The sequence below is a fragment of the Thiocystis violascens DSM 198 genome, from assembly GCF_000227745.2.
Taxonomy (GTDB): domain Bacteria; phylum Pseudomonadota; class Gammaproteobacteria; order Chromatiales; family Chromatiaceae; genus Chromatium; species Chromatium violascens.
In genome coordinates this window covers 4,205,439-4,231,912 of record NC_018012.1, presented here as the reverse complement: position 1 = coordinate 4,231,912, position 26,474 = coordinate 4,205,439, and the positions used below count along the sequence as shown (strand labels likewise).

Here is a 26,474-nt window from a genome sequence, read left to right as displayed (position 1 = left end):
GCGAAACCGATGCGATGTTAAAAAACATGGTTGGTAACCTCTCCGCTCATCTGGAGGATTATCACGAATTTTTTCAAAACGAAACAGCTGATGGTCATGAACTGAGTCGAGCTTACATCATGGGTCTTCTCAAAACTGAAGCCGGAAAACGGAATCTCGAACGCATCAACGAAGAAATTGATGTGTCCGGTGGTGATGGTTATCAACGGATCCAACAGTTCATCACAGATTCACCGTGGTCGGCGGGAAACCTCATCGGTGCGATCGCCCAAGACACCTCAAGTCTGTATGCGAATCAGCCGAATTATCGCGGTCGGGATGTCGGCTACATCATTGATGAGTCAGCGCATCTCAAGAAAGGCAAGTATTCCGTTGGCGTCGCGCGGCAATATGCCGGTGTCATTGGTAAGGTTGAGAATTGCCAGGTGGGCGTTTATGCCAGCTTAGTTTGGGAATCACAGAGCACGTTAATTAATGAGCGGTTGTTCCTTCCAACGTCCTGGACCGCTGATTTAAAGCGATGTGACCAAGCGGGTATTCCTGAAGAGGCACGTCAGTTTAAAACGAAGATCGAACTCGCACTGGAGATGATTCAATCCGATCTGGCGGCGGGCGTAGACATTGGTTGGGTGGGCGGTGATGGCCTGTACGGACACGGGTTAGAGCTTGGTGTTTCTTTAGATAACATAGGGTTAAATTTTCTGCTTGATGTTCATTGCGATCAGATGATCTATCCCCTCAAACCCATTCTATCGGTTCCGGAATCCGCTGGGCGAGGACGAAAGCCAACCAAACTTCAAGCTGATCGCGACCCCACGCAAGTGAGATGGTATGCCGACCATCTTTATCCTTTCCAATGGCGCACGATGGCCGTTCGCAATGGGGCCAAAGGGCCGATCACGCTGTCCGTTCATACCGCTCCCGTGTGGGTTTGGGATGGCAAGTCGGAGCGCGTGACCGAGCGGGTATTGGTCATCAGCCGAAATCACGCGGACAACAAGATCAAATACTCACTCAGTAATGTCGATTATCGGAGCACCCCGATCGAAAGGCTGGCTTACATGCAAGCACAGCGCTATTGGGTTGAACGGGCATTTCAAGAAGCCAAAAGCGAATTAGGAATGTCAGATTATCAAGTCAGAAAATGGAATGCCTGGCACCACCATATGGCGCTGGTGATGTTGTCGCTGTCCTTTATTGTTAAAGAGCGTCTTTTGCACAAAACCGATTATCCATTGGTGAGTTGCCGTGATCTTCGGCTTCTCATCATCGCTTTACTACTCAACGATCCGGATGCGGTCGAAAAAAGAATCCAGCAAATGCGGGTCAGGCATGAGCAAAGGCGCAAGGATATCGAGCGTTATTACAAGCTGACCGCGACGGGATAGTCAATGCGTTTGAATTAAAGTAACAAAGTAGAATTACAAGCTGACCGCGACGGGATAGTCAATGCGTTTGAATTAAAGTAACAAAGTAGAATTAAACATTCCATTAAAATTGATGCCTCCTTTACAACATCTATATTAAAAATGCAACTGTATCACTACACAGACGTTAATGCTCTCAAATCTATTCTTGAAAATCAAAAACTATGGCTTACAGAAATAAAATACATGAATGATTTTAATGAACAGACTGAAGGAATTGAAATAATTAGAGCTGTTTTTGGCAACGATTATAATCCTCTACTAAACTCATGTATCGATCAACGCACTACATCTCTCAGAACATTTGTTGGTTCTTTTTCCCGTGACGAAAATAAATTAAGTCAGTGGAGAGGATACTGCCCAAAAGATGGAGGCTACTGCATTGAATTTGAATTGCCAGACGTAAGTGATGAGTTGTACGCCTGCGTATATAAAGATACAGATAAAAAGGAATTATCCGAGAAACTGCTTCGCGAAGTGGCAGATTTTTATAGTGAATCAACCCATGGAAAAAACGAACAAATTAGATTAAGGGTATGGCGCACAATTTCAACTTTTAAAAATGAAGGTTTTTTTGAAGAAAGCGAACACAGGCTACTAAAGGCATGCTGGACCAACTCTAAAGACTTGAAATTCAGGACAAAAGGAAACACAATTATTCCTTATGTGGAGTACGAAATTAAACCAGAATTCATTAATTCGATTAGAATTGGCCCCTGTGCAAATACAAATCTGGCCAAAGATGGTTTAGAATTACTTATTGAACATTTGCATTTCACAAAAGGATTTTTTGAAACCTCTGCCCCAGAAATAAAAGTGTCAAATATAACATTGCGGCCATAAGATGGGAAAAGAGTCAGGTCTCGCGACAGGGCGAACGCGTTTAAACATTCCGTTTTTCGGGTAGTTGACGGATGCTCGCGAGAAACGACTGTCGGAGTTTCTCATGTCAGCCAGCTTTCTTGAGCATTTTGCGTCCCGGAAGGTCCCCGGATCGAGCGTCACAAGCGGCATGCCCTAGCCGATCTTGTGCTGTTGACGATCTGCAGCGGTCGTCAGCGGGGCGAACGGTTGGGAGGCCATTGAGGAGTTCGGGCACGAAAAGCCGGATTGGTTGCGTCAGTTTGCCCCCTTTGAAAATGGCGTGCCTTCCCATGACTGCGTTGCGAACGTGATCGCGCGTCTCTCCCCGAAGGGATTTCAGGCGTGTTTGTTGAGTTGGACCCAGTCGATCGCCGAGATGACGGACGGGGAGGTGGTCGCCGTCGACGGGAAGACGGCACGCGGTTCGCGTGACCGCCGGCGGGGGCGTTCGCCGTTGCAGATGGTCAGTGCCTGGGCCTGTCACAATCGCCTCGTGTTGGGCCAGGAGGCGACGCGCGAGAAGTCCAATGAGATCACGGCCATCCCCAAGTTGCTGGAACTGCTGGAACTGCGTGGTTGTTTAGTGACCATTGATGCCATGGGCTGCCAGACCGCGATCGCGGCTCAGATCATCGCGCAAGGCGCTGATGATGTCCTGGGTCTGAAGGGCAACCAGAGCACCCTGCAGGAGGCCGTTGAAGACTATTGGAGCGTCGCGCAGCAGGCTGATTTTGCCCATGTCCAGGCTGACTTCACGGAGGAACTGGACAAAGATCATGGTCAGATGGAGGTGCGCCGTTACTGGATCACCGACGATCTGCGGACCCTGCCCAACGTGGCCCGGTGGGCCGGCTTGCGCAGCATCGGGATGGTCGAGCGCGCCTGTGTTAGCAACGGCCAGGAAAGCCTTGAGCGCCGGTACTTCATCAACGCCATGGCGCCCGAGGCCGCCCGTTTCGCCCACGCCGTGCGCGAGCACTGGGGCGTGGAAAACCGCCTGCACTGGCGCCTGGACGTGATCTTCGGTGACGATGCCAGCCGCATCCGCAAGGGCCAGGCCCCCGCCATCATGACCTCGGTGCACCACCTGAGCATGAACCTGTTCGATCAGGAGGGGTCGGCGATCAGCTTGGCCAAGAAGCGCCGCAAGGCCGCGTGGAACGACGGCTACCGCGCTAAGGTGGTGTTCGGCTGAGAATTTAAACGCGCTCGCCCTGGGTCTCACGAGACTCGTCCAATGACCTGCCCCGTCCGTTGGCAACGATGCGAGCCCCTACAGGATCGCTAACCCTACAGACCCGACTCGCCCGCCAAGCGTCGCAGTTTTTCAACCAGCCTCGGGTTATAAAAGGGAACGCATCGCGTACCTTACTCTTGGCCCGCTCCCAATATTTCAGTTGTTTTGGAGCCGTCCCCAACCGGCATGATGTGATTGGACAGCTCGTGTTTCTTCATGGGAATGAGAGCCGAATGGTAAGCGACGCGCACCCTACCGGGCTATCGAGCTGACCCGCTTTCCACGGATCGCGACGGGGCTTCCTTTGATGATGAGCTTGTCGGCAGTCTGGGCCGAAGGTCGACAAACTAACGACAGCGCCAGCGCGACTTTCGTCATCGCCAAACACCGAGAACGCCCGTCCTCCCAGCGATCAGGTATGCTGTTTTCATCACCTGGTCATTCTCAACGATGCCAAACTCAAACCCCGGATCTGTTCACTGCCCGAGGAGGAGCCGGGGATGCGCTTTTTCAACACCGAAGGTCCGAATCGCGCGGACGACCATTACTCCCTGCCGCCCCTGTCGCGCTGGGATCTGGACGCCATTCTGACCCTAATCGAGCAAAAGAAGTATTTTCTGCTCCACGCCCCGCGCCAGACCGGCAAGACGACCTGTCTGCTGGCGCTGATGGACTATCTGAACCGGGAAGGCCGTTATCGCGCGGTCTATGCCAATCTGGAAGGGGCGCAGGCGTATCGGGAGAACGTCGACGCGGCGATGGCGGTGATCGTGACCGATATCGCCGCCTCGGCACGGGTCTGGCTCGGCGATACCGACGCCCCCGTGCTAGCGCGGGAGGTGCTGGCAACGACGCCGCACGGCTCGGCGCTCAGTCTGTTTCTCGCGCACTGGTGTCAACGGATACCGCAGCCCATGGTGCTGTTGCTCGACGAGGTCGACGCCCTGGTTGGCGACACCCTGATTTCGCTGCTGCGTCAATTGCGCGCGGGCTATCCGCAACGCCCCGACGCCTTTCCGCAAGCCCTGATCCTCTGCGGGGTGCGCGATCTGCGCGACTATCGCATCCACGCCAGTTCCGAACAGGCCCCGATCACCGGCGGTAGCGCCTTCAACATCAAGGCCAAGTCGCTGCGGCTGGGGGATTTCGACGCCGAGGAGGTCGCGACGCTGCTGCACGAGCACACCGCCGAGACCGGGCAAGCGTTTACCCCCGAGGCGCTCGCGCGCGTCTGGGAACTGACCCAAGGCCAGCCCTGGCTGGTCAATGCGCTGGCCTACGAAGCCTGTTTCGAGCAGCCCGAGGGCCGCGACCGCGCCCAACCCATCGGCGTGGACCTGATCGACCGGGCCAAGGAGACCCTGATCCTCAACCGCGTCACCCATCTCGATCAACTCACCCACAAGCTGCGCGAGCCGCGGGTGCGCCGGATCATCGAGCCGATGCTGGGCGGGACCGCCTTGGGCGAGGCGTTCGAGGAAGATCGGGAGTATCTGGTCGATCTGGGTCTGCTGCGTCGCGACGGCGCGGGCGGACTCGTGATCGCCAATCCGATCTATCGCGAAGTCTTGCCGCGCGCCCTGGCCAGCGGTCCGCAAGACTCGCTGCCCCAGATATCCCCAACTTGGCTCAACCCCGACGGGAGCTTGAACCCGGATCGACTGCTCGACGCCTTTCTCGCTTTCTGGCGCCAGCACGGCGAACCGCTGCTCGCCAGCGCGCCCTATCACGAAATCGCCCCGCATCTGGTGCTCATGGCTTTTCTGCATCGCGTGATCAACGGCGGCGGGCGGCTGGAACGCGCGTACGCCATCGGCCGGGGACGCATGGATCTCTGTCTGCGTGACGGCGCCGTCACCCTGGGACTGGCGCTGAAGGTGTGGCGCGACGGGCGCCCCGATCCGCTGACCGAGGGGCTGACCCAACTGGACGCCTATCTGGCCGGGCTCGGTCTGGATCGTGGCTGGCTGGTGATCTTCGACCGCCGCGCCAGACAGCCGCCGATCGAGGCACGCACCAGCAGTCACGAGACGCTCAGTCCGGCTGGGCGGTGCATTCAGGTGGTGCGGGCCTGAGGGAGCGCACCCGATGAAGCACTTGTCTGCCGTGAAGGATTTCTGGCATGAAATGTCGCGGCAATCCCATTAGGGCATTCCGGGGACAGCATATGCAACGCACGAGCCTGGCGCGAGCACATCATCGGGGCGAGGGAACCTCACTGTCGCCAACCTTCTCTCAGGTCTGGAACTATTTTATAGTTGTAAAACATTGTCAGGAGGGTCCGCACATGATCACGGCACGTTTACGTCGCTCTGGCGGATCTCTGATTGTCGCGATTCCCCCGGCTTACATCGAACAGAATTAATTAAATGCCGATAGCCTAGTCTCGCTGACGATTCGCGGCGAACAACTTTCGATTCGTCCGCGGCGATCAGCCCGGAGTCTTGCGGAGTTGCTCGACGCGACGCCCGATGGCAAACAGCGCGTCGAGGGATGGGATACCCTGCGGGCGGTTGGGGCCGAGCAGTGATTCCTGATCGTGGAGACATCGTCCATCTGGCATTCGACCCTTCGACAGGCAAGGAAATGCGCGGAAACCATTTCGCTCTGGTCGTTTCGCCAAAGGCATTCAATCGGCGATTCGCTCTAGCAATGGTTTGCCCCATTTCTGGCGGACAGGCGATTCCCGCCCGCCAGGGTGGTTTCCTGGTGAGTCTGATGGGTACCGGCTGCCTGACGGATGGCAACATTCATATCCATCAACTGAAGTCCGTCGATTTTGTCGTGCGCCAGGCGAAAAAGATCGAGTCAGTCCCCGACCACCTACTGGAAGAGATCCGCGAAGTCATCGCAACCCTCTTTGCGCCGGACGCCGTCTGACGAAGGCGCTTGCGGTCATTGGCGTGGCTGGCTATCGTCGCGACTCGTTTTTCACTCTGATTTGTTCCCCAGGATCCAACATGTCGAACAGCATTCGTATCGCCACCCGTAAGTCTCCCCTGGCCCTGTGGCAGGCTGAGCACGTCGCCGCCCTGCTGAAGGGGCTCTATCCCGACCTCGCCATCGAGATCATTGGCATGAGCACCAAGGGCGACCGGATTCTCGACGCGCCGCTAGCGAAGGTCGGCGGCAAGGGGCTGTTCGTCAAGGAACTGGAACAGGGGATGCTTGAGGGCACGGCCGATATCGCGGTGCACTCGCTGAAGGATGTCCCGGTGGAGTTCCCCGAGGGGCTGCATCTGGCGGTGGTCATGGAACGCGAGGATCCGCGCGACGCCTTCGTCTCGAACGTCTATCCGGATCTGGACGCGCTGCCCCAGGGCGCCTGTGTCGGCACCTCCAGTCTGCGCCGTCAGTGCCAGCTCGCCGACCGCCGGCCCGATCTGCGCATCGAACCGCTACGCGGGAACGTCAACACCCGTCTCGCCAAGCTCGATGCGGGCGAGTACGACGCCATCATCCTGGCCGCCGCCGGGCTGATGCGCCTCGGTTTCGAGTCGCGCATCCGTGCACGGATCGAGCCCGCCTTCAGTCTGCCGGCGATCGGTCAGGGCGCGATCGGCATCGAGTGCCGTCAGAACGATCCGCGTATCAATGACTTGATCGCGCCGCTGCATCATCCCGACACCGCCGACCGGGTGCTGGCCGAACGGGCGATGAACGCGCGTCTGCACGGCGGCTGCCAGGTGCCGATCGCCGGTCACGCCACCCTCGATGGCGAGCGTCTGCTGTTGCGCGGGCTGGTCGGCAGCCCGGATGGAAAACTGGTCCTGCGGGCCGAATTCGCGGGACCGCGCGCCGAGTTCGACCACATCGGCACCCAGGTCGCCGATGACTTGCTCGCGCAGGGCGCCGGCGCGATTCTGAGCGCGCTCCAGGAATGAACGGCCACGGCGATCTCGCCGGTCGCGGCGTGCTGGTGACGCGCCCGGCGGCTCAGGCGGACGATCTCTGTCGGTTGATCGATGCGGCCGGCGGGCATGCTATCCGCTTTCCGACCATCGCCATCGAGCCGACGGCGGATGCTGGCGCGGCGGCACTGTTGGCCGATGCCTGGGATCTGCTGTATTTCGTCAGCCCCAACGCGGTGGAGCAGGCGCTGGCACTGGTTCCGGATGGCCGTTGGTCGCGGGTGAACTGGGTCGCGGCGGTTGGTCGAGGCACGGCCAGGGTGCTGGCCGCGGCCGGTCGCGCGCCGGATCTGGTGCCGAGCGATCGCTACGAGAGCGAGGCGCTGCTCGCCATGCCGGAATTGGCCGACATGCGCGGTCGCCGGGTGCTGATCGTGCGCGGCGAGGGTGGACGCGCGCTGTTCGCGGAGACGCTGACCGCGCGCGGCGCGGAGGTCCGGTTCGCCGAGGTCTATCGGCGGGTGCGTCCGGCGGCGGATCCCGCGCCCCTGCTGGCACGCTGGTCGGAGGACGTCCATCTGGTCATGGCAACCAGCGACGAGGTGCTGCTGAATCTCGTCGAGATGCTCGGGCCGGCGGGTCGCGAGCGACTGCTCGCCACGCCCCTGGTCGTCATCGCCGAGCGCACCGAACAGACGGCACGCGGGGTCGGCTTCCGGGCCGTCAGGGTGGCCGAACGCGCGGAGGACGCGGCCATCGTCCAGGCGCTTTGCGAGTTGGCTGGCGCTCACGGTAAATAGCCATCCAGCCTCAGTTGCGCAACGACATCGGCGATGATCTGGCCGATGGTCCGTTCCGAATCGGGATCCAACGGCTGGGAGCGGCCGGACCAGACCAGCGTTTCGCGTTTTGCATCGTAGAGGTTGGTCTCCAGCCGCAGTTTGCGATAGTCGGCGTAGTAGCCGGGCGTCATGACATCGCGGTAGACCTGATTGTAATAGAGGCCGAGGCGCCGGTACGCCTCGGGAATCGCGGTCGCCCGCGTGGGCGGCTCGGCGTCCCGGTCGGGCTCGGCGATCAGATGCGTGACGAGGATCCCGTCGGCGCCGGAGCGTTCCAGCGCCTTCCGAATGGCCTTGTCGCGCTTGCGCTCCGTTGCCGCCGCCGACGCCACGGCCTGGCCGGAGCTGGCATTGACGCCGATGGCCTTGAGCGCCCCAATGAAATTGTCCTCATAGGCGCGTTGCACGCTGGCTTTATTGGCGATGCCGATGACCGCCAACTCGCGATAGTGGGACGGTGCGCCGCCGGGTTCGGTCCAGATCGAGTTGACGCCGCCGGTCGAACAGGCCGTCAGCAGCAGGGTCAAGAGGCCAAGGGCGACGGCGCTGCATGCTGGACGCATTGGGGCGTTCCTCTGAAATCCTGATCGGCAAGCGGGCTGGGGGGTGCGAGTTTGCCTGTCCGTGGGCGAAGCGGCAAGAACTCGAACAGACAATCGGCGCGGGACTGGCGCGCAAAACGGCGCGTCGTCGCCGGTCGTTCGGTTGCGCTGTCCGGTCGCATGGGCTAACGTTTGGCGCGCCACAATGCAGGCCGACTCTAGCGAGGAAACGCCATGGATGTCTTGCCGTCAGGATTGCCGACATGAAAATCCTGCCCAAGGGCGCGAACGTACCGTTGACGAGCGCGGGAACCGTGCGCGTCGAACTCCGTTGGCCGGCGGGCCGTGGCGTTTTGGACGCCGTTTGTCTGGCGATCACGGGCGAGGGTCGCGTCCCCGGCGACGCCTGGTTCCTCTTTTATAACCAGCCCCAGGCGCCCGATGGCGTCATCCAGCTTTCCGCGTTCACGGTCGGCCAGACCAACTGCATCCTGCACTTGGACCGGCTCCCGGCCAGCATCGAAAAATGCGTGTTCGCCGCCACGCTGGAGTCCGGGTCGTTTCGCGAGTTGATCGGCGCGACCCTCACGGCGACGCCGCAAACCGGCGAGGCGGTCGGTTTCACCCTCACCGAGGCCGCCGACGAACAGGCGCTCATCTTCGCCGAGATCTACCGCCACGCCACCGGCTGGAAATTCCGCGCCATCGGTCAGGGCTTTCGCGGCGGGCTTCAGCCGCTAGCCGAACATTTCGGCGTGGAGGTCAGTCATGAACCGCCCGGCGCATCGCCGCCGCCGCCCGAGTCGCGACCGCCGCCGGCTATCCCAGCGCCAGCGCCAACACCAGAACCGGCGCCCGAACGCGGTTCCGTCGAGCCTGCTTCGCCGTCTCCCGCGCCGCCCTCCGATTCCAGCCGCGTCCGGCGTTCGCGTGGCTTTCCCTTCAAGACTCTGGCTGCGCTGATCATCCTGCTCGGCGGCGGCGCGGGCGCCCTGTGGTTTTTTTACCCCGAGCTGCTGGACGATCCCAGCCAACTGTTCAAGGACTCCCGTGATTTCGTGGCGCGCCTGCCGGCGGTCTATCAGCCCGCCACCTGCGCCTGGACCGACGCGGAGGTCTTCGAGCGTTATCACGCGCTCGGCGAAAGCTATGTCAAGATCCTGCAACGGGTCGATCGCGGCAACCAGCGCCTGGCCAGTCTGCGGCTCGCGCTCGGCAAGGCCGACGCCCAGTGTCCGGCGTCGTTCCTGGAGGATAGCCGACAGGAAATCGACCAGTTGGAAAAGCTGCCCGTGTCTCAATGGATCGGCGAGGCGACCCAGTTGAACGGTTGCGCGGGACTGATGATCAAAAAAATTGAGTCCGCGCTGAACGAGGAAACCCGACCGATCGTCATTCAGCGACTGGTGCACGAGGCCGACCGCGCGCGCAATCTGGAATCGGATTTGACCAACATCTCGCGCGATCTGGCCTATCTGAGCAACAAGACCGGCCGTCTGATCGACGGCTTCAAGGAAAACCTCGATGCCTGCCCCTAAGGATTCGAGCCCGCGCCGTGGCCCGCGCGCCCATCATCTTTGTCGAGACTGTCCGATGCCCGAGACCGAACGCCAGACGACGTGCCGCTTTTTCGTGATCGCCGACTGGCGCGCCGGCGTCGGCGCGGCGGTCCTGATCCTCGGCGCGATGCTGACCGCCACCCCCGGCTGGGCGCAGGACAGCAATTACAGTTCCCGCAACCCCAACCGGACCAATCCGACCGTTATCCTGGAAAGCGAGATGTCCAACATCCGCACCTCGAACGCCCAGCTCGGCGCGCGCATCCAGACGGCGATGGAAAAGCTCGACGAAGTCGCCCGGCTGACCTCCGAGGACGAGAAAGAGGTCCAGGTCGACAACCTCTTTTTCAACCTGCGCGACGAGGTCTATGGCGTCCTGAACAAACTCGATCTCAACAGCGATTTCGCCGATGCGCTCAATCGGGCCAAGGAGGGAACCATCGTGCTGAAAAGCTGGTACGAGCGCCAGCCGCCGGATTATCCCAACCGCGAGCAGAGCATCGCCCAGCTCGAACGGGCGATCCAGGAATACGACATCGTCGACGAGCGGCTCAATCAGAGCCGGACCCTCGCCCAGGAAAAGCTCTCGACCATCATGCGGCAGCATCGCGTCATCTTGCAGGAGATGAAGATCGGCAAGGTACTGGAGGCTATTGACGCCGCGCGCTCCGTGGTCGAGGGGCTGAACGACATCACCACCGCCATGACCATTGTTGAGGAGAAGACTGAGAAAAGCCTGCAAAATTCGGTGCCGATTTCCAATTAAGGCGTTTTTTAGAAAAGCGCATACCTGGATCGCAGCCGTTCGTGGTGAAGCCGTTCATGGTTCGACAAGCTCACCACGAACGGCTTCACCACGAACAGCCTCACCACGAACGGCTGCAATGTCGACCTCGGAGCGCGATTTTCCGTTCGCCCTGAGTTTGTCGAAGGGTGAACGGAAAATCGGTAGAAGCTTTCCCGAAAGCCACCTTAAATGATAAAAATCAAATAATTAATCACTCAGAGGACACCATGAAAAAACCCACGCTTCTGCTCGCTGGATTCTTCTCGCTGATGGTTGGAGTCGCCTTTGCCCAACCGGCCGCGCAGCCCGATATGGCCAATCTGTTTCAGAAGGTCAACGAGGTCGCCCAGCAGCTCCAGGCGAACTTGGGCGATCTGGAGGCCGATATCCAAGCCAGCCGCGACTCGATCGAAAAGGGCGGGGAGGTGCTCGACGAGATGCTGGCCTCGGTAACGAAGGTGAACGAGAGCATGGCCGAGGAGAGCGAGATCTGGCAGGAACTCGATGCCTTACTGGCGCTCTGGGAGCAGCGCCGTCAGGAGACGTTGAAGAAGTCCGAGGCGAATCCGGCGTTTTTGCCGGTCGCTCAGTCCTGGCAGGCGAAGCTCGATACCGGCCGCGAGTTGCGCAACCAGATCAGTACCGAACGGGCCAATTCGGTCGCGTTGATGCGCTCCATCGAGTCCGACCGCGACATCGTGCTGGCCTATTACGAACTGGGGCAAGCCGATAAGGCGATCGAGGGTCTGAAAAAAGTCGGCGCCAATCTGACCAACCTCAATGCCAACATGCAGGCCATCGTCAAGACGGCGAACGAGGCGCAGCAGACGCCGATCTCGCAATGAACCACGCCGCCGGGCATGCGCGCCCCGCAATTCTCAGTTTGAACGTGACTGGATGCGCAGTGGTGTCTCTGAAGCTACTCATGATATCCCTGAAGCCGTTCGTGGTGTCCCTAAAGCCGTTCGTGGTGAGGTTCTCGAACCATGAACGGCTTCACGCGCCGAGGCTCCTGATTTCCCGCCCGTCCCATTCGACAGTGCCTGTCCTGAGCGAAGCCGAAGGGGTCATGACAGGCTTCGACCCTTCGTCAAGCTCAGGACTCGGGACAAACGGGAAATCCTTCACCGAAGACATCATTCATCGGGGCTTTTCACGCCATCGATTCATACTGAGAACTGCTGATACGCTCATGGCGCTGATGCTAGCGGCGTCCTTCGTGTCCACCATTGGCGCTGCCGAGCCGCCGACGTTTCACGCTCCAACGGGCGCGCCGACGACCGAACAGGGCGTTGTCGCGGACTCCTTGCAGTCGGTGCGGCAACTCCTGACCACGCTGGATCAACTGGAAACCAACCTCGCCGGCGTGGCCCAGCGTGCGCTCGATCAGGCCGATGCGGCACCGACCCTGGACGAGCGTCGCCGTTACGAACGGCTCTACAGCGAGACCAGCCGCCGTCTCGGCGAGCTGAAGGCGACGCGCGCCGATCTCCAGCGCCAGATCGATCGCCTGGACCCTCAACCGGAGACCCCCGCCGGTGAGCGATAACCCGCTCTCGCCGAAGCCCGATCGCCTTGACGGTCTGTTCTCGGAGCGCCAGATCGTGCTGCCGCTGACGGTGGCCGCCCTCCTCACCCTGGCGCTATCCCTGACCTTCCTTCACTTTCAGGATCCGGCCAGCCTGCCGCTGGGTCTGAACCGCTATCTCGGCACGGGCTACTGTCAGTTTATGATCGCGATCTTCATCCTGACCCTGCTCTATGCCGCGCTTCAGTATCTGGGACTGCAAGGCGAGCGTCATCGTTTACGCCAGCGCTTTGATCCGCGGGCCGCGCGGCGGAACTCGCGTCTCCGGGATTGGATCCTCTATCTCTCCGGGCGCGGCCCCCAAGACGACGATCTCCCCGCCGCGCTGCAAGACGGGTCCGGCAAGACGCGGCGGCGGGAGGATCTGCTGCATCTGCGCGACGATCTCCTGCTGTTACGCAGCCAACAGCATCAGCACAATTTCGCGCCCATCGGCTTTGCGATCTGGGTGCTCCCGCTGCTGGGATTCATCGGCACCGTGATCGGCATCACCCAGGCCATCGGCGGGCTGGAAGACTCGGTCGATCCGAGCGCGGATGGCAGCGGTCTCGGCGGCGTGCTGGGTGGGCTCGCGTTCGCCTTCGACACCACCTTCATCGGTCTGGTGCTGGTGATTCCGACCATGCTGTCGCTCCTGATCCTGCGCGCACGGGCGCAGAAGCTGGATATGGTCTATTACCGGATCCTGCTCGACCGGTTGTTTTGCGACACCGCCGACTGATGCGCCGCCGTCCACTCGACACGCCGATCATGGAACTGAATCTGCTGCCGTTTCTCGATCTGGTGTTTGCCTTCATCGGGATCCTGATCGTCATCTTCGCCCTGCAGGAGGCCGTCGAGCCGGATGCCGGACGCGCGCTGGCGATCGACGATCTGGTGATCTGTGTCGCCGAGGGTGACGTGACGCTCTACGCCGGCTCGACCGCCGAGCCGATTCGCTATCGCGAAGCGCAGTTTCCGGCCCTGTTCGAGACGCTGGCCGAGTCGCGCGCGGGCGTGCGCAATCTGGTCTTTGCGCTGACCGACGCCTGTTTCGCGACTCGTCGCCAGTTCGCGGACGATTTCGCCCGTTTCACCAGCCTGCTGCAGGATCGGGGCGAACCGCGCGGGGTGTTCCGACTGGCGTTTCGACCGCTGTCGTCCTCGCCCGACGCGCTCGCGCGGCTGCTGGCCGACTGGCGGGAGGAGATCACCGCGCATGGACAGTGAAAACCCGGCCCAGGGCGCCTTTCTGGACATCGCCACCAATCTCCTGGCGATCATCCTGATCGTGACGCTCTTTTCGCTGGTCGCGGCGCGGCGCGACACTCAAACCTCCAGCCATCCCGCCGCGCGTCCAACCTCCGCCGAGCGTTTCGTGGAGCCCCAGCGCGATCTTTTTCCGCCCTTTTCCCGCTTTTACTTTGTGCTTGCCGGACGGGTGGCGCGCTGGGATCAGGAGGCCGTGGTCGCGGCCCTGTCGGCGGCGCCAGATGCCAATTCCGGAACCACCGCGCAGGGTCGCTACGAGTGGCTGCCCGAGCCGCTGGTGACCCGCGACCTGGATACCTTCCAGATCCGTTTCTGGCTCGACGCCCAGGCGATCCTGACCCAGGAGCCGCCCTGGTCGGAGATCGCGACGGATCGCCTCCTCGCCGACCTGAGGGCGGCCTTCGCCACGACGCGCACGGCGCCGGTCTTCATCGTCCATCCCGCCGGCATGGAGACCTTCGTTCCGCTCTACGAGCGGCTGCAGGCGGCGGGTCTGCGCTTTCGGTGGTTCGCCCAACGGCCCGACGAGCCGCTGTTGCTGGGTCGACATCCGGCGCAATTCACCGATCATGCCATCTATTGGTAAACCGTTTCCCGATGCGCCCATCCCGGTGTCGCGCGACCCCCGGCGACCGCTGTTCGCGGTCACGGCGCTGCTGCTGGCGGCGCTCCTGCCGGTCGTTCTCTGGGGGTTGACCGTCCGCCTGTCGGAGCCGCGGACCGGCGGCGCGGGCGATGGTCGGGAAGCGGCGGCGCTGGTTCAATGGCAGGCGCTCTGGTCGGATCTCGACGCGCGGGGCGAGGCCGCTCTGCAACCCGACGCGCGAGACAGCTCGCTGCGCGCGGCCGGGGATACGGCGTTCATGCGCTATCGCAATCTGTGGGGCCGGGTGGACAAGTCGGCGCGTCGGGCATTCCAGATGGCCGCCCTGAGCGGCGATCCGCGGCACAAGCTTGCCCTGCTGCAACCCCTGACGACCGCCGCCGATGCCCGGACGCGCTTTCGCGCATGGCTGGAGATGGCCCGCGTACAACTGCGTCTGCGCGACCTGGAGCCAGCGCGCGAGGCGGCTCGGGCGGCGCTGGTGGTTGCGGACGTGCCCGAGCGGATCCGGTCCGACGCGCATTTCGTGCTGGGTGCGATCGCCTGGGAGTCAGGCTCGCTGGAGACGGCCGAGTCGGCGCTGACGCGGGCCATCGCCGCCGATCCCGGCTTCTGGGATGCGCGTCAGATGCGCATGCGGGTGCTGGGACGCCAGCTTGCCCGACCCCGTCAGGGTGTCGCCGACTGTCTGGACCGTACCCGCCAGTTGATCCTGGACCTCGGCGCGCTGCCCGCCCTGGCGCAGGATCGGACCCAGTTCCGCGACATCGCCGATCGCTTCGCGGTCCAGGGCGCGCCGGCGAATGTCGCCTTCGCCCTGCTCGCCGGGTTGGGGTATCGCTGGTCCGGCGATCCGGAGCGCGCGCGTGCGGCGCTGACGAGCGCCGAGGGTCAGCGCGGCCAGTTGCCCACCGTGTGCGAGTCGCTGATCCTGGAGAAGGCGCGGGAATGGTTGGGAGAGCGCCCATGAGAATTCTGGAATGCGGATTCCGACTCTCCGCGTGCTCCGCGTCTCCGCGTGAAACTTAGGCGGTTTCCGTGAAAAATCTTACACGTAGGAGCCCGCTTGCGGGCGACGTGACCCGCCAGGATGTCTTCCGCGTGCCCCACCCGTCGCCCGCAAGCGGGCTCCTACGGGGGGCAACGCTTGGTCAAATCATTCCCGGAATTCGCCTTATCTCTCGCGGCGCGGAGCGCCGAGGGATGCGTGACACCGCGCTGAGAGGGTGTAGACAAAAATAATTGAGCTGCTATTTGTATACCAGTCTACAACTGAGCTGGTGTGCGCTGATGTCGAAAGCTGGTCGTCCCCCCAAGATTCACGAGGCGGAGCAAGCGGTATTGCGTCAAATTGTCACGGATCGCCCGACCTCCACGCTGTCAGAGATTGCCCGGGAACTCGCGGCACGGACGGGAATCGAGGCTCATGAAGCCACGATTCGCAAGTCCTTGCGGGAGGCGGGCGTCACGCGCCTCCGGGGCGAGAGTGGTCTCGAGGCGCAAGCGCGCGCAACGCCGCGTCGGTATGGGTATACGGATGCGCATCGTCGCCACGACCCCGACCAAAGCTACCCAAGTTGTCTGACCGATGCGGAGTGGGACTTGGTCGCCGCTCTCTTTGAGATGCCGGGCGGGCGGGGTCAACCGCCCCGCGTGTCGCGCCGGAGCATCCTGGAGGCGTGTTGCTACGTGGTGCGCACGGGGTGCGCGTGGCGGATGCTGCCGCACGATTTCGCGCCTTGGCAGAATGTCTACAAGACGTTTCGCCGTTGGAGTGCGGCTGGGAAGTTTGAGCAGATGCATGATCGACTGCGGGGGCAATGGCGCGAACGCGAGGGGCGTGAGATCGCGCCGACGGCGGCGGTGCTGGATGCGCAATCGACCCGCGGCTCGCCGCAGGGTGGACCGAGCGGCTTTGATGCGGGCAAGCAGGTCAAGGGGCGCAAGCGCAGCCTGGTGGTCGATACCTTGGGGTTCGTGTTGGCGGTGAGCGTGGTCGCGGCCAATCTTCAGGACCGCGATGCCGCCTCGGGCGCCGTCGCTGACGCGGCCGCCAAGTACCCCCAGATCAACACGCTGTTTGTCGATAGCGCCTACGCCGGTCAATTTGCCCAAACCACCGAGCAGACCCACGCGATCCGCGTGGAAGTCGTGCGCCATCCAGCCAACAAAAGCGTTGGCTCCTGGCACGTGGACGGGGCGCCTGACCGAGTGGTGATCGCCAACGCCGACGGCTTCGTTCCGCTGCCGAAGCGCTGGGTTGTCGAGCGCACCCATGCGTGGAATGAGCGTGCCCGTCGATTGATCATGCATCATGACCGTCTGCCAGCGGTCTCCGAAACCTGGGTTTGGCTGGCGGAGGCGCGCATCCTGCTGCGGCGGTTGACCACAACGGTTTGATTTTGTCTACACCCTCTGAGGTGTCACGAGAAAATGGCGCGGTGTCACGAGAAAAGTCTGGCGTCATGACGACCCTCATCGCGCTTCTGCTGTGGTTGACGCTCTTCGGTCTGGCGGCCTGGCGCCCGGAATTGACCCGTCGCTGGGGCGCCCGGCTGGCGCTGGCAGCGGTCTCGATTGCGCTGGGACTCTCGCCCTTCTGGCGGGATGTGGCGTGGACTGTCTTGAGTGGACGCGATTGGCCGCTGGCTGGCCCCGAAACCGCCTTCCTAAGCGTCTGGATGCTGGTGCTATTGCCGGTTCTGCAACGGCGTCTCGACGCCGACACGTTCGTCGTGACGCTCTTTTCCGGATTGGTGGCCGCCGCCGCGCTGGGCACGGCGCTGGACATCAGTCATTTGGCACTGGCGCTCTTCGACGCCGAATCCTGGTCCGGCCCCGGCGCGACGGCGCTCGTGTTCGCCATTGTCGTCATCCTCTCTCTGGCCGGTGGCGTGCTCTGCCTGCTGGCCAGACCCGAGCCGTTCCCCTGGGATTATCCGGCCTGGTACGCGGGTCTGCTGACGATGACGCAGGCGGCGGAGCCATTGCCCATCGGGATCGCGTTCGACGTCGGAGAGGGCGTCTGGGCGCTGGGCGGCGCCTTGGCGATCGCCGCGCTGGTCTGGCGTTATGGGCGCTTGCCGTCCGCCGCATAGGTAAAGGCGTCGGAGAACATCTGGTCCATGCCGAGTCCGCGCGCCGCGAAGGCGGCGCGTCCGGCCTCGACCATGACCGGCGGGCCGCTCAGATAGACATCGAAGCGATCCAGATCGGGATGATCGGCGAGCACCGCCTCATGCACGAAGCCGGTGCGCCCGCTCCAGTCCGGGTCCGGCTCGGACAGTACCGGGGTAAAGCGGAAATCGGGGTGCCGCTGGCTCCAGGTCGCGGGCAGTTCGGCCAGATAGAGATCGCGCCGCGAGCGCACGCCCCAGTAGAGCCGGATCGAACGCTGGATGCCGACATGGAGCGCATGCTCGATCATCCCCTTCAGCGGTGCGAAACCGGTGCCGCCGCCGATCAGGAGCATGGGCCGCGCGGATTCCTCGCGCAGCACGAAGCTCCCGAGCGGTCCCTGAATGCGCAGGATGGCCTTCTCGCGCAGGCCATCGAAGACGAAGTCGGTGAACTCGCCGCCCGGCACCTGGCGCACATGGAGTTCGATGAATGCGTCGTCGTGCGGCGCGTTGGCGATGGAAAAGGCGCGTAGGCGCCCGTCGCTCAGGACGAACTCCAGATACTGGCCGGCCATGAAGGGCAATCGCTGCTGCTCGGGGAGTTTCAGAAACAGCCGCGTGACATCGTGATTGAGACGCTCCAGGCGGTCCACGCGACAGGGCAGGGTGCGGACCTCGATCATGGCGGCGGTCCGGATCCGAGTGACCGCCAGGCGCAAATCCGACTCGGCCACCGCCTGGCAGGTAAGACAGGTGCCCGCCGGTTTGCCTTCCAGCCCCTCGGTCTGACCGCTGGGATACCGGATCGAGCCGGCCAGAAGCTGGGCCGCGCAGGATCCGCATTGGCCGTTGCGACAGCCATAGGGCAGACCGACCCCCTGGCGCAGCGCGGCGGACAACAGCGTTTCGCCCGGATCGGCTTCGAAGGTTCGGTCGTCTGACTCGATCTGAATTTTGAATCTCATCGCGTCTCTTGTAATTCTGGTGGAAGACCCCCGATATACCCAATCGAATCGGTGGTTGTTCGGCAAACCGGTTGCGCGGGGGGCGCGTTGGTGGCGTAAAACGCGGTTCGGTCGGGACGCTTCCCTACTGGTTTGCCTGATGGATTTTGATGGCGGATTGACTCTATGGCACAAACAATCATCGTCGGTTGTGGATATGTGGGTACGCGGCTGGCTCGACAATCCCTGGACCGGGGCGCAAGCGCCATTGGATTGACGCGCAGCGAGGCGGGTCTGGCAAGACTTGTCGCGGCTGGCGTTCCCGCTCGGCGTTATGACCTGTTCAAGGATGACCTGAGCGAACTCGGGCTTGCCATGGCGGGCGCTGAACTCTTCCATCTGGCCCCGCCGCCGGAGCAGGGCGTGGAGGATCCGCGAACCCGTCGCTTGATCGCGTCGTTCGAGCAGGCCGGCCAGCCGCGACGCATCGTCTATATCAGCACCACCGGCGTTTACGGCGACTGTCAGGGCGGCTGGGTCGACGAGACCCGTCCCGCCCAACCGACGGCGGATCGTTCGCGCCGACGCTGGGATGCCGAGCAGGCATTGCGTGCCTGGAGCCAGGCCAGCGGCGGCGAATTGGTCATCCTGCGGGTGGCCGGCATCTATGGACCGGATCGCCTGCCCCTGGAGCGCATCCGCCAAGGCGCGCCACTGGTGCGGGTCGAGGAAGCGCCCTACACCAACCGGATTCATGTCGAGGATCTGGTGAGCGTGTGTCTCGCGGCGATGGAAAAGGGCGCCGATGGCGCTGTCTATAATGCCTGCGACGGCGCGCCAAGCACCATGACCGACTATTTTCTCGCGGTGGCCGATGCCGCGGGCCTACCGCGTCCGCCCTGTCTTTCCTTGGCCGAGGCATCCGAACGGCTCTCGGCCGGGATGCTGTCCTATCTGGCCGAATCGCGGCGTCTCTCCAATCGCAAACTGCGCGAGGAACTGGGTGTCGCGTTTCGTTATCCCACCCTTGCGGACGGTCTGCGAGGGGTGTTTTAAGATGAGTCTGTTTGCATAACCCTTGACGGTCTAAACACAAAAGGAACCAATCACCATGAGCGTTCTCCGCCTTCCCGCGATGTCACTGACCGCGTTTTTCGCGGCCGCCGTCTATGCGCTGCCCGCAAGCGCCTTGCAGGAATCCAACTTCAATTACGAGACGACCGAAGACCTCTATCAGGTTTGTTCGGTGGATCCGAAAGAGGAGTCTTCCCTGCCCGCCGTCTATGCCTGCCGTGCCTTCATCGAGGCGACGGTGCAGTATCACGATGCGATTTCGGATCGCAAGTCGATGAAACGGCTGATTTGTTACCCCAAGGGCGCGACCATTGAGGGCGCGCGCACGCTCTTCCTTGACTGGGCGCGCAAGAATGCCGCCAACGCCCAGCGCATGCAGGAGATGCCGGTGGTCGGACTGGTCCGGGCCTTGGCCGAGAAGCATCCCTGCAAATAAGCGCCATCGTCGCGACCCTGGGACCGCTTCACCCGAAATCGAGTCACTTTTAAGGTAGAGAGAAACAAGTCATGACCAGCAAGACCATCGCCATTCCACTGTTCGTCGCGGCCTTCGCCCTGACGATTGTCGGCTGCGGCAGCACCTCGCGTTCGCGCACCGCGAGCGGCGTGGGCATTGGCGCCGCCTCGGGCGCCATTATCGGTTCATTCAGCGGCAACGCCGGCTCCGGCGCGCTCATCGGCGCCGGTGTGGGCGCCTTGGGCGGGGTGCTTTTCGATGAGCACCAGCGCGGCAGCTTCGACTGACTTATCCGCAGGCAACTCTTGGTTCCCCAAGAGTTGCCTGCCTTCGCCATCTGTCTACATCGCCGATTGGAATTCGGAACACCGAAATTCGCATCCGGAGCAAGGTTTTTTTCCGAGTCCGTTGACGCACTGCATTTGATCCACTAGCTTTCCATCAGTGTCAAACGCGGCGATTGCCATCGTTTCTGGATTGTCGAAGACTGTCGTCAGTTCCATTGTTACGGGTTTCGTTTTTATCCTGTGCCTGACGGCGGTCAGCGCGAACGCAATCTACCCTGCCGCGAGCCCGTCTCGGGGTCCAGTCGTTCGCTGTCGAGTCGGCTTGTGTGTTGGCCCCCCGGCAGTATTCGTCCGATCAACGCACGCGAGCACGAGAAACAGCGATGAGGATTTACGTAGGTAATTTACCCTATAGCGTAGCCGACGATGATTTGCGGGACATTTTCGGAGAGTATGGCGAGTTGGCGGCCGCGGAGGTGATCAAGGATAAGTTTTCCGGTCAATCCAAGGGCTTCGGTTTCGTGGAGATGCCCAACAATGCCGAAGCCGCCGCCGCGATTAAGGCGCTGAATGAAACCGACATGAAAGGCCGCAAGCTGACCGTTAACGAGGCGCGCCCGCGCGCCGAACGTCCGCGGGGCGGAGGCGGCGGGCGCTATTGAGGTTCGGTTGGTCTTAACCGCGATTCAACGGGATGCCTAGCGCATCCCAGATCCGATCGACCCGCTCCCGCACGGCATCGTCCATGCGAATCGGCTGACCCCATTCGCGGGTCGTCTCGCCCGGCCATTTGTTCGTCGCGTCGAAGCCGATCTTCGAGCCCAGCCCCGAGACCGGCGAGGCGAAATCCAGATAGTCGATCGGGGTGTTCTCCACCGTCACCGTGTCGCGCGCCGGATCCATGCGCGTGGTCATGGCCCAGATCACGTCCTTCCAGTCGCGCGTGCAGATGTCGTCGTCCACCACGATGACAAATTTGGTGTACATGAACTGACGCAGAAAGGACCAGACGCCCATCATCACCCGCTTGGCGTGTCCCGGATATTGCTTGCGGATGCTGACCACCGCCAGCCGGTAGGAGCAGCCTTCTGGCGGCAGATAGAAATCCGCGATCTCAGGAAACTGCTTTTGCAGGATAGGGACGAAGACTTCGTTCAGTGCGACGCCGAGAATCGCCGGCTCGTCTGGCGGGCGTCCGGTATAGGTGCTGTGATAGATGGGGTTCTGGCGCTGGGTGATGCGCGCGATGGTGAAGACCGGAAACTGATCGACCTCGTTGTAATAGCCGGTATGGTCGCCGAACGGACCCTCGGGTGCCAGATCGTCGGGATGGATATGACCCTCCAGCACGATTTCGGCGCTGGCCGGAACCTGGAGATCCGATTCCTGACAATTGGCCAGTTCGGTGCGACTGCCGCGCAGCAGACCCGCGAAGGCATATTCCGACAGCGTATCCGGGATTGGCGTGACCGCCCCGAGGATGGTCGCCGGATCGGCGCCCAGCGCGACCGCCACAGGGAAGGGCTGGCCGGGATGGGCGCGCTGCCAGTCGCGGTAGTCGAGCGCACCGCCGCGATGCGAGAGCCAGCGCATGATGACCCGGTTGCGCCCGATCACCTGCATCCGGTAGATCCCGAGATTCTGACGCGGCTTCTCCGGGCCACGGGTGACGACCAGACCCCAGGTGATCAGCCGCCCCACGTCGCCCGGCCAGCAATGCTGGATGGGCAGGCGGTCCAGATCGACCGCGTTTCCGGTGAAATTGACCTCCTGACAGGCTGGATTGCGCCTGATCTTGGGGGCCATGTCCAGCACCTTCTTGAAGATCGGTAGGGTCCGCCAGGCTTCTTTCATGCCCTTGGGCGGGTCGGGTTCTTTCAGAAAGGCCAGCAGTTTACCGACCTCGCGCAGCGCCTCCACCGATTCCTCGCCCATGCCGAGCGCAACCCGCTTGGGCGTGCCGAAAAGATTGCCGAGCAGCGGGATTTTTGACCCCTTCGGTCGCTCGAACAGCAGTGCCGGGCCGCCCGCGCGCAGCGTGCGGTCGCAGATTTCGGTGATTTCCAGATAGGGATCGACCTCGATTCGGACGCGCTGGAGTTCGCCGCGTTGTTCGAGTTGGTCGATGAAGTCGCGCAGATCGCGGTATTGCATCTTGGTGCGTGGCTCTTTTCAGGTAATTTTAGAAAACGATCAGCCTGTGATTGAACTGCTCATTCCGTGTCTTCTCAAAGACGGCATTGTATTCAAAGGTGATTTGATGTGGTTTGTTTCTCGCCGTATCCTGCCACGCTCGATTCGTTAGACGCCAGCGCGGCGGCAATCAAATTGAATCATCGAGCGGATGGCCGACCAGGATCGTGAGCGGCCAGGTAACCACACATGTTCGCTCTGGGTCGCCCCAAATTTGGAGCAAACGCGCGATGAACGAATCCATGGCGACCTCGCCGCGCGCTTCACACAATTTGGCGGTCGCGGACCAGCTACGCACATAGCCGAACACCTGCCCGCACGTCCAGCCGTCCGTCATGGTGAAGGTCGGAACAGGCTGCAGTCGGAGCGGAAACGCCAGATCGCGGTAACCCGTTTCAACGTGATGGCGTTCAGCCGGCCAATAAGCGCTCAGGGTCTCGCTGTAGAATGACTGAAAGAACCGATCCACCGCCGGATCGTCGATTCGGAGTCTGCCGTAACTCCATGCGGCGAACAGTCCATTGGGCTTGAGGACGCGCCGCACTTCGCGATGAAAGCGCGGGAGGTCGAACCAATGCAAAGCTTGGGCAACCGTGATCAGATCCACGGACGCATCACGCAATCCGCTGTCCTCGGCAGAAGTCCGGCGATAGATGACACGGTCATGCGGTTGAGCGTGGACGAGCTGCTCGCTGCTGGCATCGGTGGCGATGACGCGCGTAAACCAGTCCCCTAGGGCGACGGCGGCCTGACCATTGCCTGTGGCGCAGTCCCAGACCAGGTCACGCGCGGAACAGGTTTTGGCGAGCCACGCGAACAGGAGCGGCGGATAACTAGGGCGGGCGCTGGCATAGGTAGCGGCGACTGGAGCAAAGTGATCCTGAAACTGTGGCATGGCCTGACTCGACTGAGGGTAGCGCTCTATTCGATAGGGTCGAGCTTCACCTGATGACTGATAGGCTGCGCTTCGCCCATCTACGGATCGGCTCTATACTCAAGCGTAGGAGCGGCCTCAGCCGCGATTAGCCATCATCTGGCGGCTGATGGCTCAGAATGCGATACGGCCACTCAAGCCGCGATGCCCGAATGCCGCAACAACGCATCGGTATTCGGCTCGCGCCCGCGAAAGTTGATATAGAGCACCATGGCATCCTCCGAACCGCCTTTCTCCAGGATGTTCTCGCGGAAGGAACGCCCGGTCTCGGGATCGAACACGCCCTTTTCCTCGAACAGCGAGAAGGCGTCCGCCGACAGCACCTCGGCCCATTTATAGCTGTAATAGCCGGCCGCGTAACCGCCCGCGAAGATGTGCGAGAAGCCGTGGGCGAAGCGATTGAAAGCGGGCGGGCGAATGACCGCGACCTGGTCGCGCACCTGCTCGATGATCTCGGCGATGCGTCCGCCCTGGGCGGGGTCGTATTCCAGATGGACGCGGAAGTCGAACAGCGCGAACTCCAGTTGACGCACCATCTGCATGGCCGACTGGAAATTCTTCGCGGCGATCATGCGTCCGTAGAGATCCTCCGGGAGCGGCTCGCCGGTCTCCCAATGGGCCGCGAACAGAGCGAGCGATTCGCGCTCCCAGCACCAGTTTTCCAGGAACTGACTCGGCAGTTCCACCGCGTCCCAGGGAACCCCATTGATCCCGGCGACGCCCGGATAATCGACCTTGGTCAGCAGATGATGCAGCCCATGGCCGAACTCATGGAAGAGCGTCGTGACCTCCTGATGAGTCAGCAGCGAGGGCTGGTCCCCGACCGGCGGCGTGAAGTTGCAGACCAGATAGGCCACGGGAATCTGATCGCAGCAGGTGCTGTGCATGCGGTTGGTGCAGACATCCATCCAGGCGCCGCCGCGTTTGTTCTGACGGGCAAAGGGGTCGAGATAGAACTGACCGCGTAGCGCGCCGGACGCGCCGTCGCGGATCTCGAAAAAGCGCACGTCGGGGTGATAGGTCTCGAAGCCCTCGACCTCCTGAACGTTTACCCCGAACAGGCGCTCGATGACACCAAATAACCCGGTCAACACCCGCGAGACCGGGAAGTAGGGACGCAGTTCCTCCTGACTGATCTGGTAGCGGTGGACGCGCAGTTTCTCCGCGTAATAACCGACATCCCAGGGTTCCAGTCCCGCGACGCCATGCTGTTCGCGGGCGAACGACTCCAGTTCGGCCAGTTCGCGGCGCGCCTGCTCCACCGAACGCTCGGCCAGATCGTTGAGGAAGGCGAGCACGTCCTCGGGCGAGCGCGCCATCTTGGTCGCCAGCGAGCGTTCGGCGTAATTCGCGAAACCGAGCAGTTGAGCGACCTCGTGACGCAGCGCCAGGATGCGTTCCAGGTTCTCGCTATTGTCCCACTGACCGGCGTGCGGTCCCTGGTCCGAGGCGCGGGTGCTGAAGGCTTGGTACATCTCGAAGCGCAGATCGCGATCGTCCGCGTAGGTCATGACCGGGATGTAATACGGCATGTCGAGCGTGAACAGCCATCCATCCTTATTCTGCTGCTGGGCGTTCTGGCGGGCGAGACCCAAGGCCGATTCGGGCAGACCGGAGAGCAGCGCCGGATCCTCGATCAGCTTGCTCCAGGCGTTGGTGGCATCGAGCACGTTCTCGGAAAATTTGCTGGTGAGCTGCGACATCTCCTGACTGATGGCCTTGTAGCGCGCCTTTTTGTCCGCGGGCAGGTCGACGCCGGAAAGATGGAAGTCGCGCAGCGCGTTCTCCAGCAGCTTGCGTTGGGCCGGGTTCAGATGCTCCTGCGCCGCGACCGCCTGATAGGCTTTGAACAGATCCTCGTTCTGGCCGACCTCGGTGCCATAGTCGCTGAGCTTGGGCAGACAGGCGTTATAGGCCGCGCGCAGTTCGTCGCTGTTGAGGACGCCGTTGAGATGGCCGACCGGTGACCAGGCGCGGTTCAGGAGGTCGTCCGCTTCATCCAGCGGTTCGACGAAATTCTCCCAGGTCGGCACCGCGACCTCGCGGGTCAAATGCTCGATCCGATCCCGGCAGGCCGCTAGCCGCGCATCGATGGCAGGCTCGACGTGCTCGGGGCGAATCTGGGAAAAGGCCGGCAGGCCGGGTTGGTCGATCAGTGGGTTTGACATGGGCTCATCATCGGTGGTCGGTGGATTGAATCGGGGCTCGGCGCCAATCGAAAGAGTGCGGGGTCATTGGTCGATCTTCAACTGGGGAGCACGCGCGGTCAGTCGGCCTGGAAACCGGAAAGTTCTCGCGACGCGGTGTGGCCGGTCAGCGAGCGGATCATGTCCTTCTTGAGTCGTGGCTGGAATCCGCGCGGCACGCAGAAATGAAAGCCCCAGAGTTCGTGGCGATAACGTTCGGCGATGGGTTGCCAGTCGGCACCCTCCAAAGGAGTGAATTGCCCGCCCGAGCCATAGGCGAAAACCTTGTATTGCCCATTGGGCGTGCAGCGAATCCCTTCATAGGAGAGATTGCGTCCCCCGTTCCGACTTTCGACGACCAGGGTGTAGCGCACCACCTGATCGGCGCCCACGCCAAGGTGTTTGCCGTCGATGAAATAGCGGAAGCCAGCCGACGGCCCGTCCGGCTCGAACTCGATCAGATCCGCATCCTGGGGCCAAGGCGGCAACGGTGTCATCGTTTCCCGCCAGGCCTTGCCCGATTCCAGATAGGTAGGGCTGGGCGGTTCCGGATCCAGGACAAAGTTGTTCTCGCCCGCCCAGGTCGGGGTGGCAAAGATCAGCAGCAGACAGATCGGTGCGGCAGTGGTTCGTTTCATGGCGATGATCGGAGACAGAGATTCGGTTTGTCGATCCTAATGTTGTCAGCTGTCAGTTGTCATTAAAACGTTTAATCCTCCTTGGGAGCG

Annotated in this window: 27 protein-coding genes; 21 read left to right on the top strand and 6 right to left on the bottom strand. The window is 61.9% G+C overall.

The features are described from left to right. Positions 1 to 14 precede the first annotated feature (14 nt). The 7 genes from THIVI_RS23040 to THIVI_RS18780 all read left to right on the top strand — a co-directional run bounded on the left by THIVI_RS23040 (position 15) and on the right by THIVI_RS18780 (position 8,179). Complete coding sequence (locus THIVI_RS23040) at positions 15 to 1,388, top strand: IS701 family transposase (protein ID WP_014780117.1); 1,374 nt, start codon at positions 15 to 17, stop codon at positions 1,386 to 1,388. 225 nt (positions 1,389 to 1,613) lie between these two features. Continuing rightward, entirely contained in the window at positions 1,614 to 2,270 is a 657-nt protein-coding gene (locus THIVI_RS24905; RefSeq protein ID WP_157174509.1) for a DUF2971 domain-containing protein, read from the top strand. A 238-nt stretch (positions 2,271 to 2,508) separates the two neighbouring features. Continuing rightward, positions 2,509 to 3,486: an ISAs1 family transposase gene (locus tag THIVI_RS18800; RefSeq protein ID WP_245537452.1), complete on the top strand. Its 978-nt coding sequence runs from the start codon at positions 2,509 to 2,511 to the stop codon at positions 3,484 to 3,486. A 542-nt stretch (positions 3,487 to 4,028) separates the two neighbouring features. After that, entirely contained in the window at positions 4,029 to 5,603 is a 1,575-nt protein-coding gene (locus THIVI_RS18795; protein WP_014780115.1) for an AAA-like domain-containing protein, read from the top strand. 451 nt (positions 5,604 to 6,054) lie between these two features. Further along, positions 6,055 to 6,408 carry a type II toxin-antitoxin system PemK/MazF family toxin gene (locus tag THIVI_RS18790; RefSeq protein WP_014780113.1) on the top strand — a complete coding sequence of 118 codons (354 nt, stop codon included), beginning with the start codon at positions 6,055 to 6,057 and terminating at the stop codon, positions 6,406 to 6,408. Positions 6,409 to 6,488: 80 nt separating this feature from the next. Beyond that, positions 6,489 to 7,412: a hydroxymethylbilane synthase gene (hemC, locus tag THIVI_RS18785; protein ID WP_014780112.1), complete on the top strand. Its 924-nt coding sequence runs from the start codon at positions 6,489 to 6,491 to the stop codon at positions 7,410 to 7,412. Continuing rightward, positions 7,409 to 8,179: a uroporphyrinogen-III synthase gene (locus THIVI_RS18780; protein WP_014780111.1), complete on the top strand. Its 771-nt coding sequence runs from the start codon at positions 7,409 to 7,411 to the stop codon at positions 8,177 to 8,179. Before hemC ends, THIVI_RS18780 begins: the two co-directional genes overlap by 4 nt. Here THIVI_RS18780 and THIVI_RS18775 read toward each other — a convergent pair. Then, complete coding sequence (locus tag THIVI_RS18775) at positions 8,167 to 8,784, bottom strand: hypothetical protein (protein ID WP_014780110.1); 618 nt, start codon at positions 8,782 to 8,784, stop codon at positions 8,167 to 8,169. The genes THIVI_RS18780 and THIVI_RS18775 overlap by 13 nt on opposite strands. Before the next feature lie 242 nt (positions 8,785 to 9,026). Between THIVI_RS18775 and THIVI_RS26105 the strand changes: the two genes are divergently transcribed. The 10 genes from THIVI_RS26105 to THIVI_RS18725 all read left to right on the top strand — a co-directional run bounded on the left by THIVI_RS26105 (position 9,027) and on the right by THIVI_RS18725 (position 17,650). Beyond that, positions 9,027 to 10,301 (top strand): TerD family protein, encoded by a 1,275-nt coding sequence (locus tag THIVI_RS26105; RefSeq protein WP_014780109.1) that lies wholly within the window; start codon positions 9,027 to 9,029, stop codon positions 10,299 to 10,301. A gap of 55 nt (positions 10,302 to 10,356) precedes the next feature. Then, positions 10,357 to 11,088, top strand: coding sequence for a hypothetical protein (locus tag THIVI_RS18765; RefSeq protein ID WP_014780108.1), 732 nt, complete (start codon positions 10,357 to 10,359; stop codon positions 11,086 to 11,088). Between the two features lie 248 nt (positions 11,089 to 11,336). After that, positions 11,337 to 11,954, top strand: a complete 618-nt coding sequence (locus THIVI_RS18760; RefSeq protein ID WP_014780107.1) for a hypothetical protein — start codon at positions 11,337 to 11,339, stop codon at positions 11,952 to 11,954. Positions 11,955 to 12,301: 347 nt separating this feature from the next. Continuing rightward, complete coding sequence (locus THIVI_RS18755) at positions 12,302 to 12,658, top strand: hypothetical protein (protein ID WP_041447096.1); 357 nt, start codon at positions 12,302 to 12,304, stop codon at positions 12,656 to 12,658. Then, positions 12,648 to 13,418 carry a MotA/TolQ/ExbB proton channel family protein gene (locus THIVI_RS18750; protein WP_014780105.1) on the top strand — a complete coding sequence of 257 codons (771 nt, stop codon included), beginning with the start codon at positions 12,648 to 12,650 and terminating at the stop codon, positions 13,416 to 13,418. The genes THIVI_RS18755 and THIVI_RS18750 overlap by 11 nt, the downstream gene beginning before the upstream one ends. After that, a complete protein-coding gene (locus THIVI_RS18745) occupies positions 13,418 to 13,906 on the top strand; it encodes a hypothetical protein (protein ID WP_014780104.1) in 489 nt (162 codons plus the stop codon). Before THIVI_RS18750 ends, THIVI_RS18745 begins: the two co-directional genes overlap by 1 nt. Then, on the top strand, positions 13,896 to 14,534 hold the full coding sequence (locus THIVI_RS18740) for a hypothetical protein (RefSeq protein ID WP_014780103.1): 639 nt from the start codon (positions 13,896 to 13,898) through the stop codon (positions 14,532 to 14,534). The genes THIVI_RS18745 and THIVI_RS18740 overlap by 11 nt, the downstream gene beginning before the upstream one ends. Next, positions 14,518 to 15,522, top strand: a complete 1,005-nt coding sequence (locus THIVI_RS18735; protein WP_014780102.1) for a hypothetical protein — start codon at positions 14,518 to 14,520, stop codon at positions 15,520 to 15,522. Before THIVI_RS18740 ends, THIVI_RS18735 begins: the two co-directional genes overlap by 17 nt. Before the next feature lie 320 nt (positions 15,523 to 15,842). Beyond that, positions 15,843 to 16,952 (top strand): IS5 family transposase, encoded by a 1,110-nt coding sequence (locus THIVI_RS18730; RefSeq protein ID WP_041447215.1) that lies wholly within the window; start codon positions 15,843 to 15,845, stop codon positions 16,950 to 16,952. A gap of 65 nt (positions 16,953 to 17,017) precedes the next feature. After that, the gene (locus THIVI_RS18725) at positions 17,018 to 17,650 is read left to right on the top strand and encodes a hypothetical protein (protein WP_014780101.1); all 633 of its coding nucleotides are present in this window, start codon (positions 17,018 to 17,020) and stop codon (positions 17,648 to 17,650) included. Here THIVI_RS18725 and THIVI_RS18720 read toward each other — a convergent pair. Continuing rightward, positions 17,623 to 18,636: a CDP-6-deoxy-delta-3,4-glucoseen reductase gene (locus THIVI_RS18720; RefSeq protein WP_014780100.1), complete on the bottom strand. Its 1,014-nt coding sequence runs from the start codon at positions 18,634 to 18,636 to the stop codon at positions 17,623 to 17,625. The two genes, THIVI_RS18725 and THIVI_RS18720, sit on opposite strands and share 28 nt — an antisense overlap. Positions 18,637 to 18,801: 165 nt before the next feature. Between THIVI_RS18720 and THIVI_RS18715 the strand changes: the two genes are divergently transcribed. The 4 genes from THIVI_RS18715 to THIVI_RS18700 all read left to right on the top strand — a co-directional run bounded on the left by THIVI_RS18715 (position 18,802) and on the right by THIVI_RS18700 (position 21,095). Continuing rightward, positions 18,802 to 19,671, top strand: a complete 870-nt coding sequence (locus THIVI_RS18715; protein ID WP_014780099.1) for an SDR family oxidoreductase — start codon at positions 18,802 to 18,804, stop codon at positions 19,669 to 19,671. A 55-nt stretch (positions 19,672 to 19,726) separates the two neighbouring features. Beyond that, positions 19,727 to 20,125 carry a Rap1a/Tai family immunity protein gene (locus THIVI_RS18710; RefSeq protein WP_014780098.1) on the top strand — a complete coding sequence of 133 codons (399 nt, stop codon included), beginning with the start codon at positions 19,727 to 19,729 and terminating at the stop codon, positions 20,123 to 20,125. A 71-nt stretch (positions 20,126 to 20,196) separates the two neighbouring features. Further along, a complete protein-coding gene (locus tag THIVI_RS18705; protein WP_014780097.1) occupies positions 20,197 to 20,433 on the top strand; it encodes a glycine zipper family protein in 237 nt (78 codons plus the stop codon). A gap of 383 nt (positions 20,434 to 20,816) precedes the next feature. Continuing rightward, entirely contained in the window at positions 20,817 to 21,095 is a 279-nt protein-coding gene (locus THIVI_RS18700) for an RNA recognition motif domain-containing protein (RefSeq protein ID WP_014780096.1), read from the top strand. A 13-nt stretch (positions 21,096 to 21,108) separates the two neighbouring features. On the opposite strand, the gene ubiD is transcribed toward THIVI_RS18700, so the two are convergent. The 4 genes from ubiD to THIVI_RS18680 form a co-directional block, all read right to left on the bottom strand. Beyond that, positions 21,109 to 22,587 carry a 4-hydroxy-3-polyprenylbenzoate decarboxylase gene (gene ubiD / locus THIVI_RS18695; protein ID WP_014780095.1) on the bottom strand — a complete coding sequence of 493 codons (1,479 nt, stop codon included), beginning with the start codon at positions 22,585 to 22,587 and terminating at the stop codon, positions 21,109 to 21,111. A 169-nt stretch (positions 22,588 to 22,756) separates the two neighbouring features. Beyond that, complete coding sequence (locus THIVI_RS18690; RefSeq protein ID WP_014780094.1) at positions 22,757 to 23,521, bottom strand: class I SAM-dependent methyltransferase; 765 nt, start codon at positions 23,519 to 23,521, stop codon at positions 22,757 to 22,759. A gap of 173 nt (positions 23,522 to 23,694) precedes the next feature. Then, complete coding sequence (gene prlC / locus THIVI_RS18685) at positions 23,695 to 25,728, bottom strand: oligopeptidase A (protein WP_014780093.1); 2,034 nt, start codon at positions 25,726 to 25,728, stop codon at positions 23,695 to 23,697. A 98-nt stretch (positions 25,729 to 25,826) separates the two neighbouring features. Then, positions 25,827 to 26,384 (bottom strand): CNP1-like family protein, encoded by a 558-nt coding sequence (locus THIVI_RS18680; protein WP_014780092.1) that lies wholly within the window; start codon positions 26,382 to 26,384, stop codon positions 25,827 to 25,829. Positions 26,385 to 26,474: the final 90 nt, after the last annotated feature.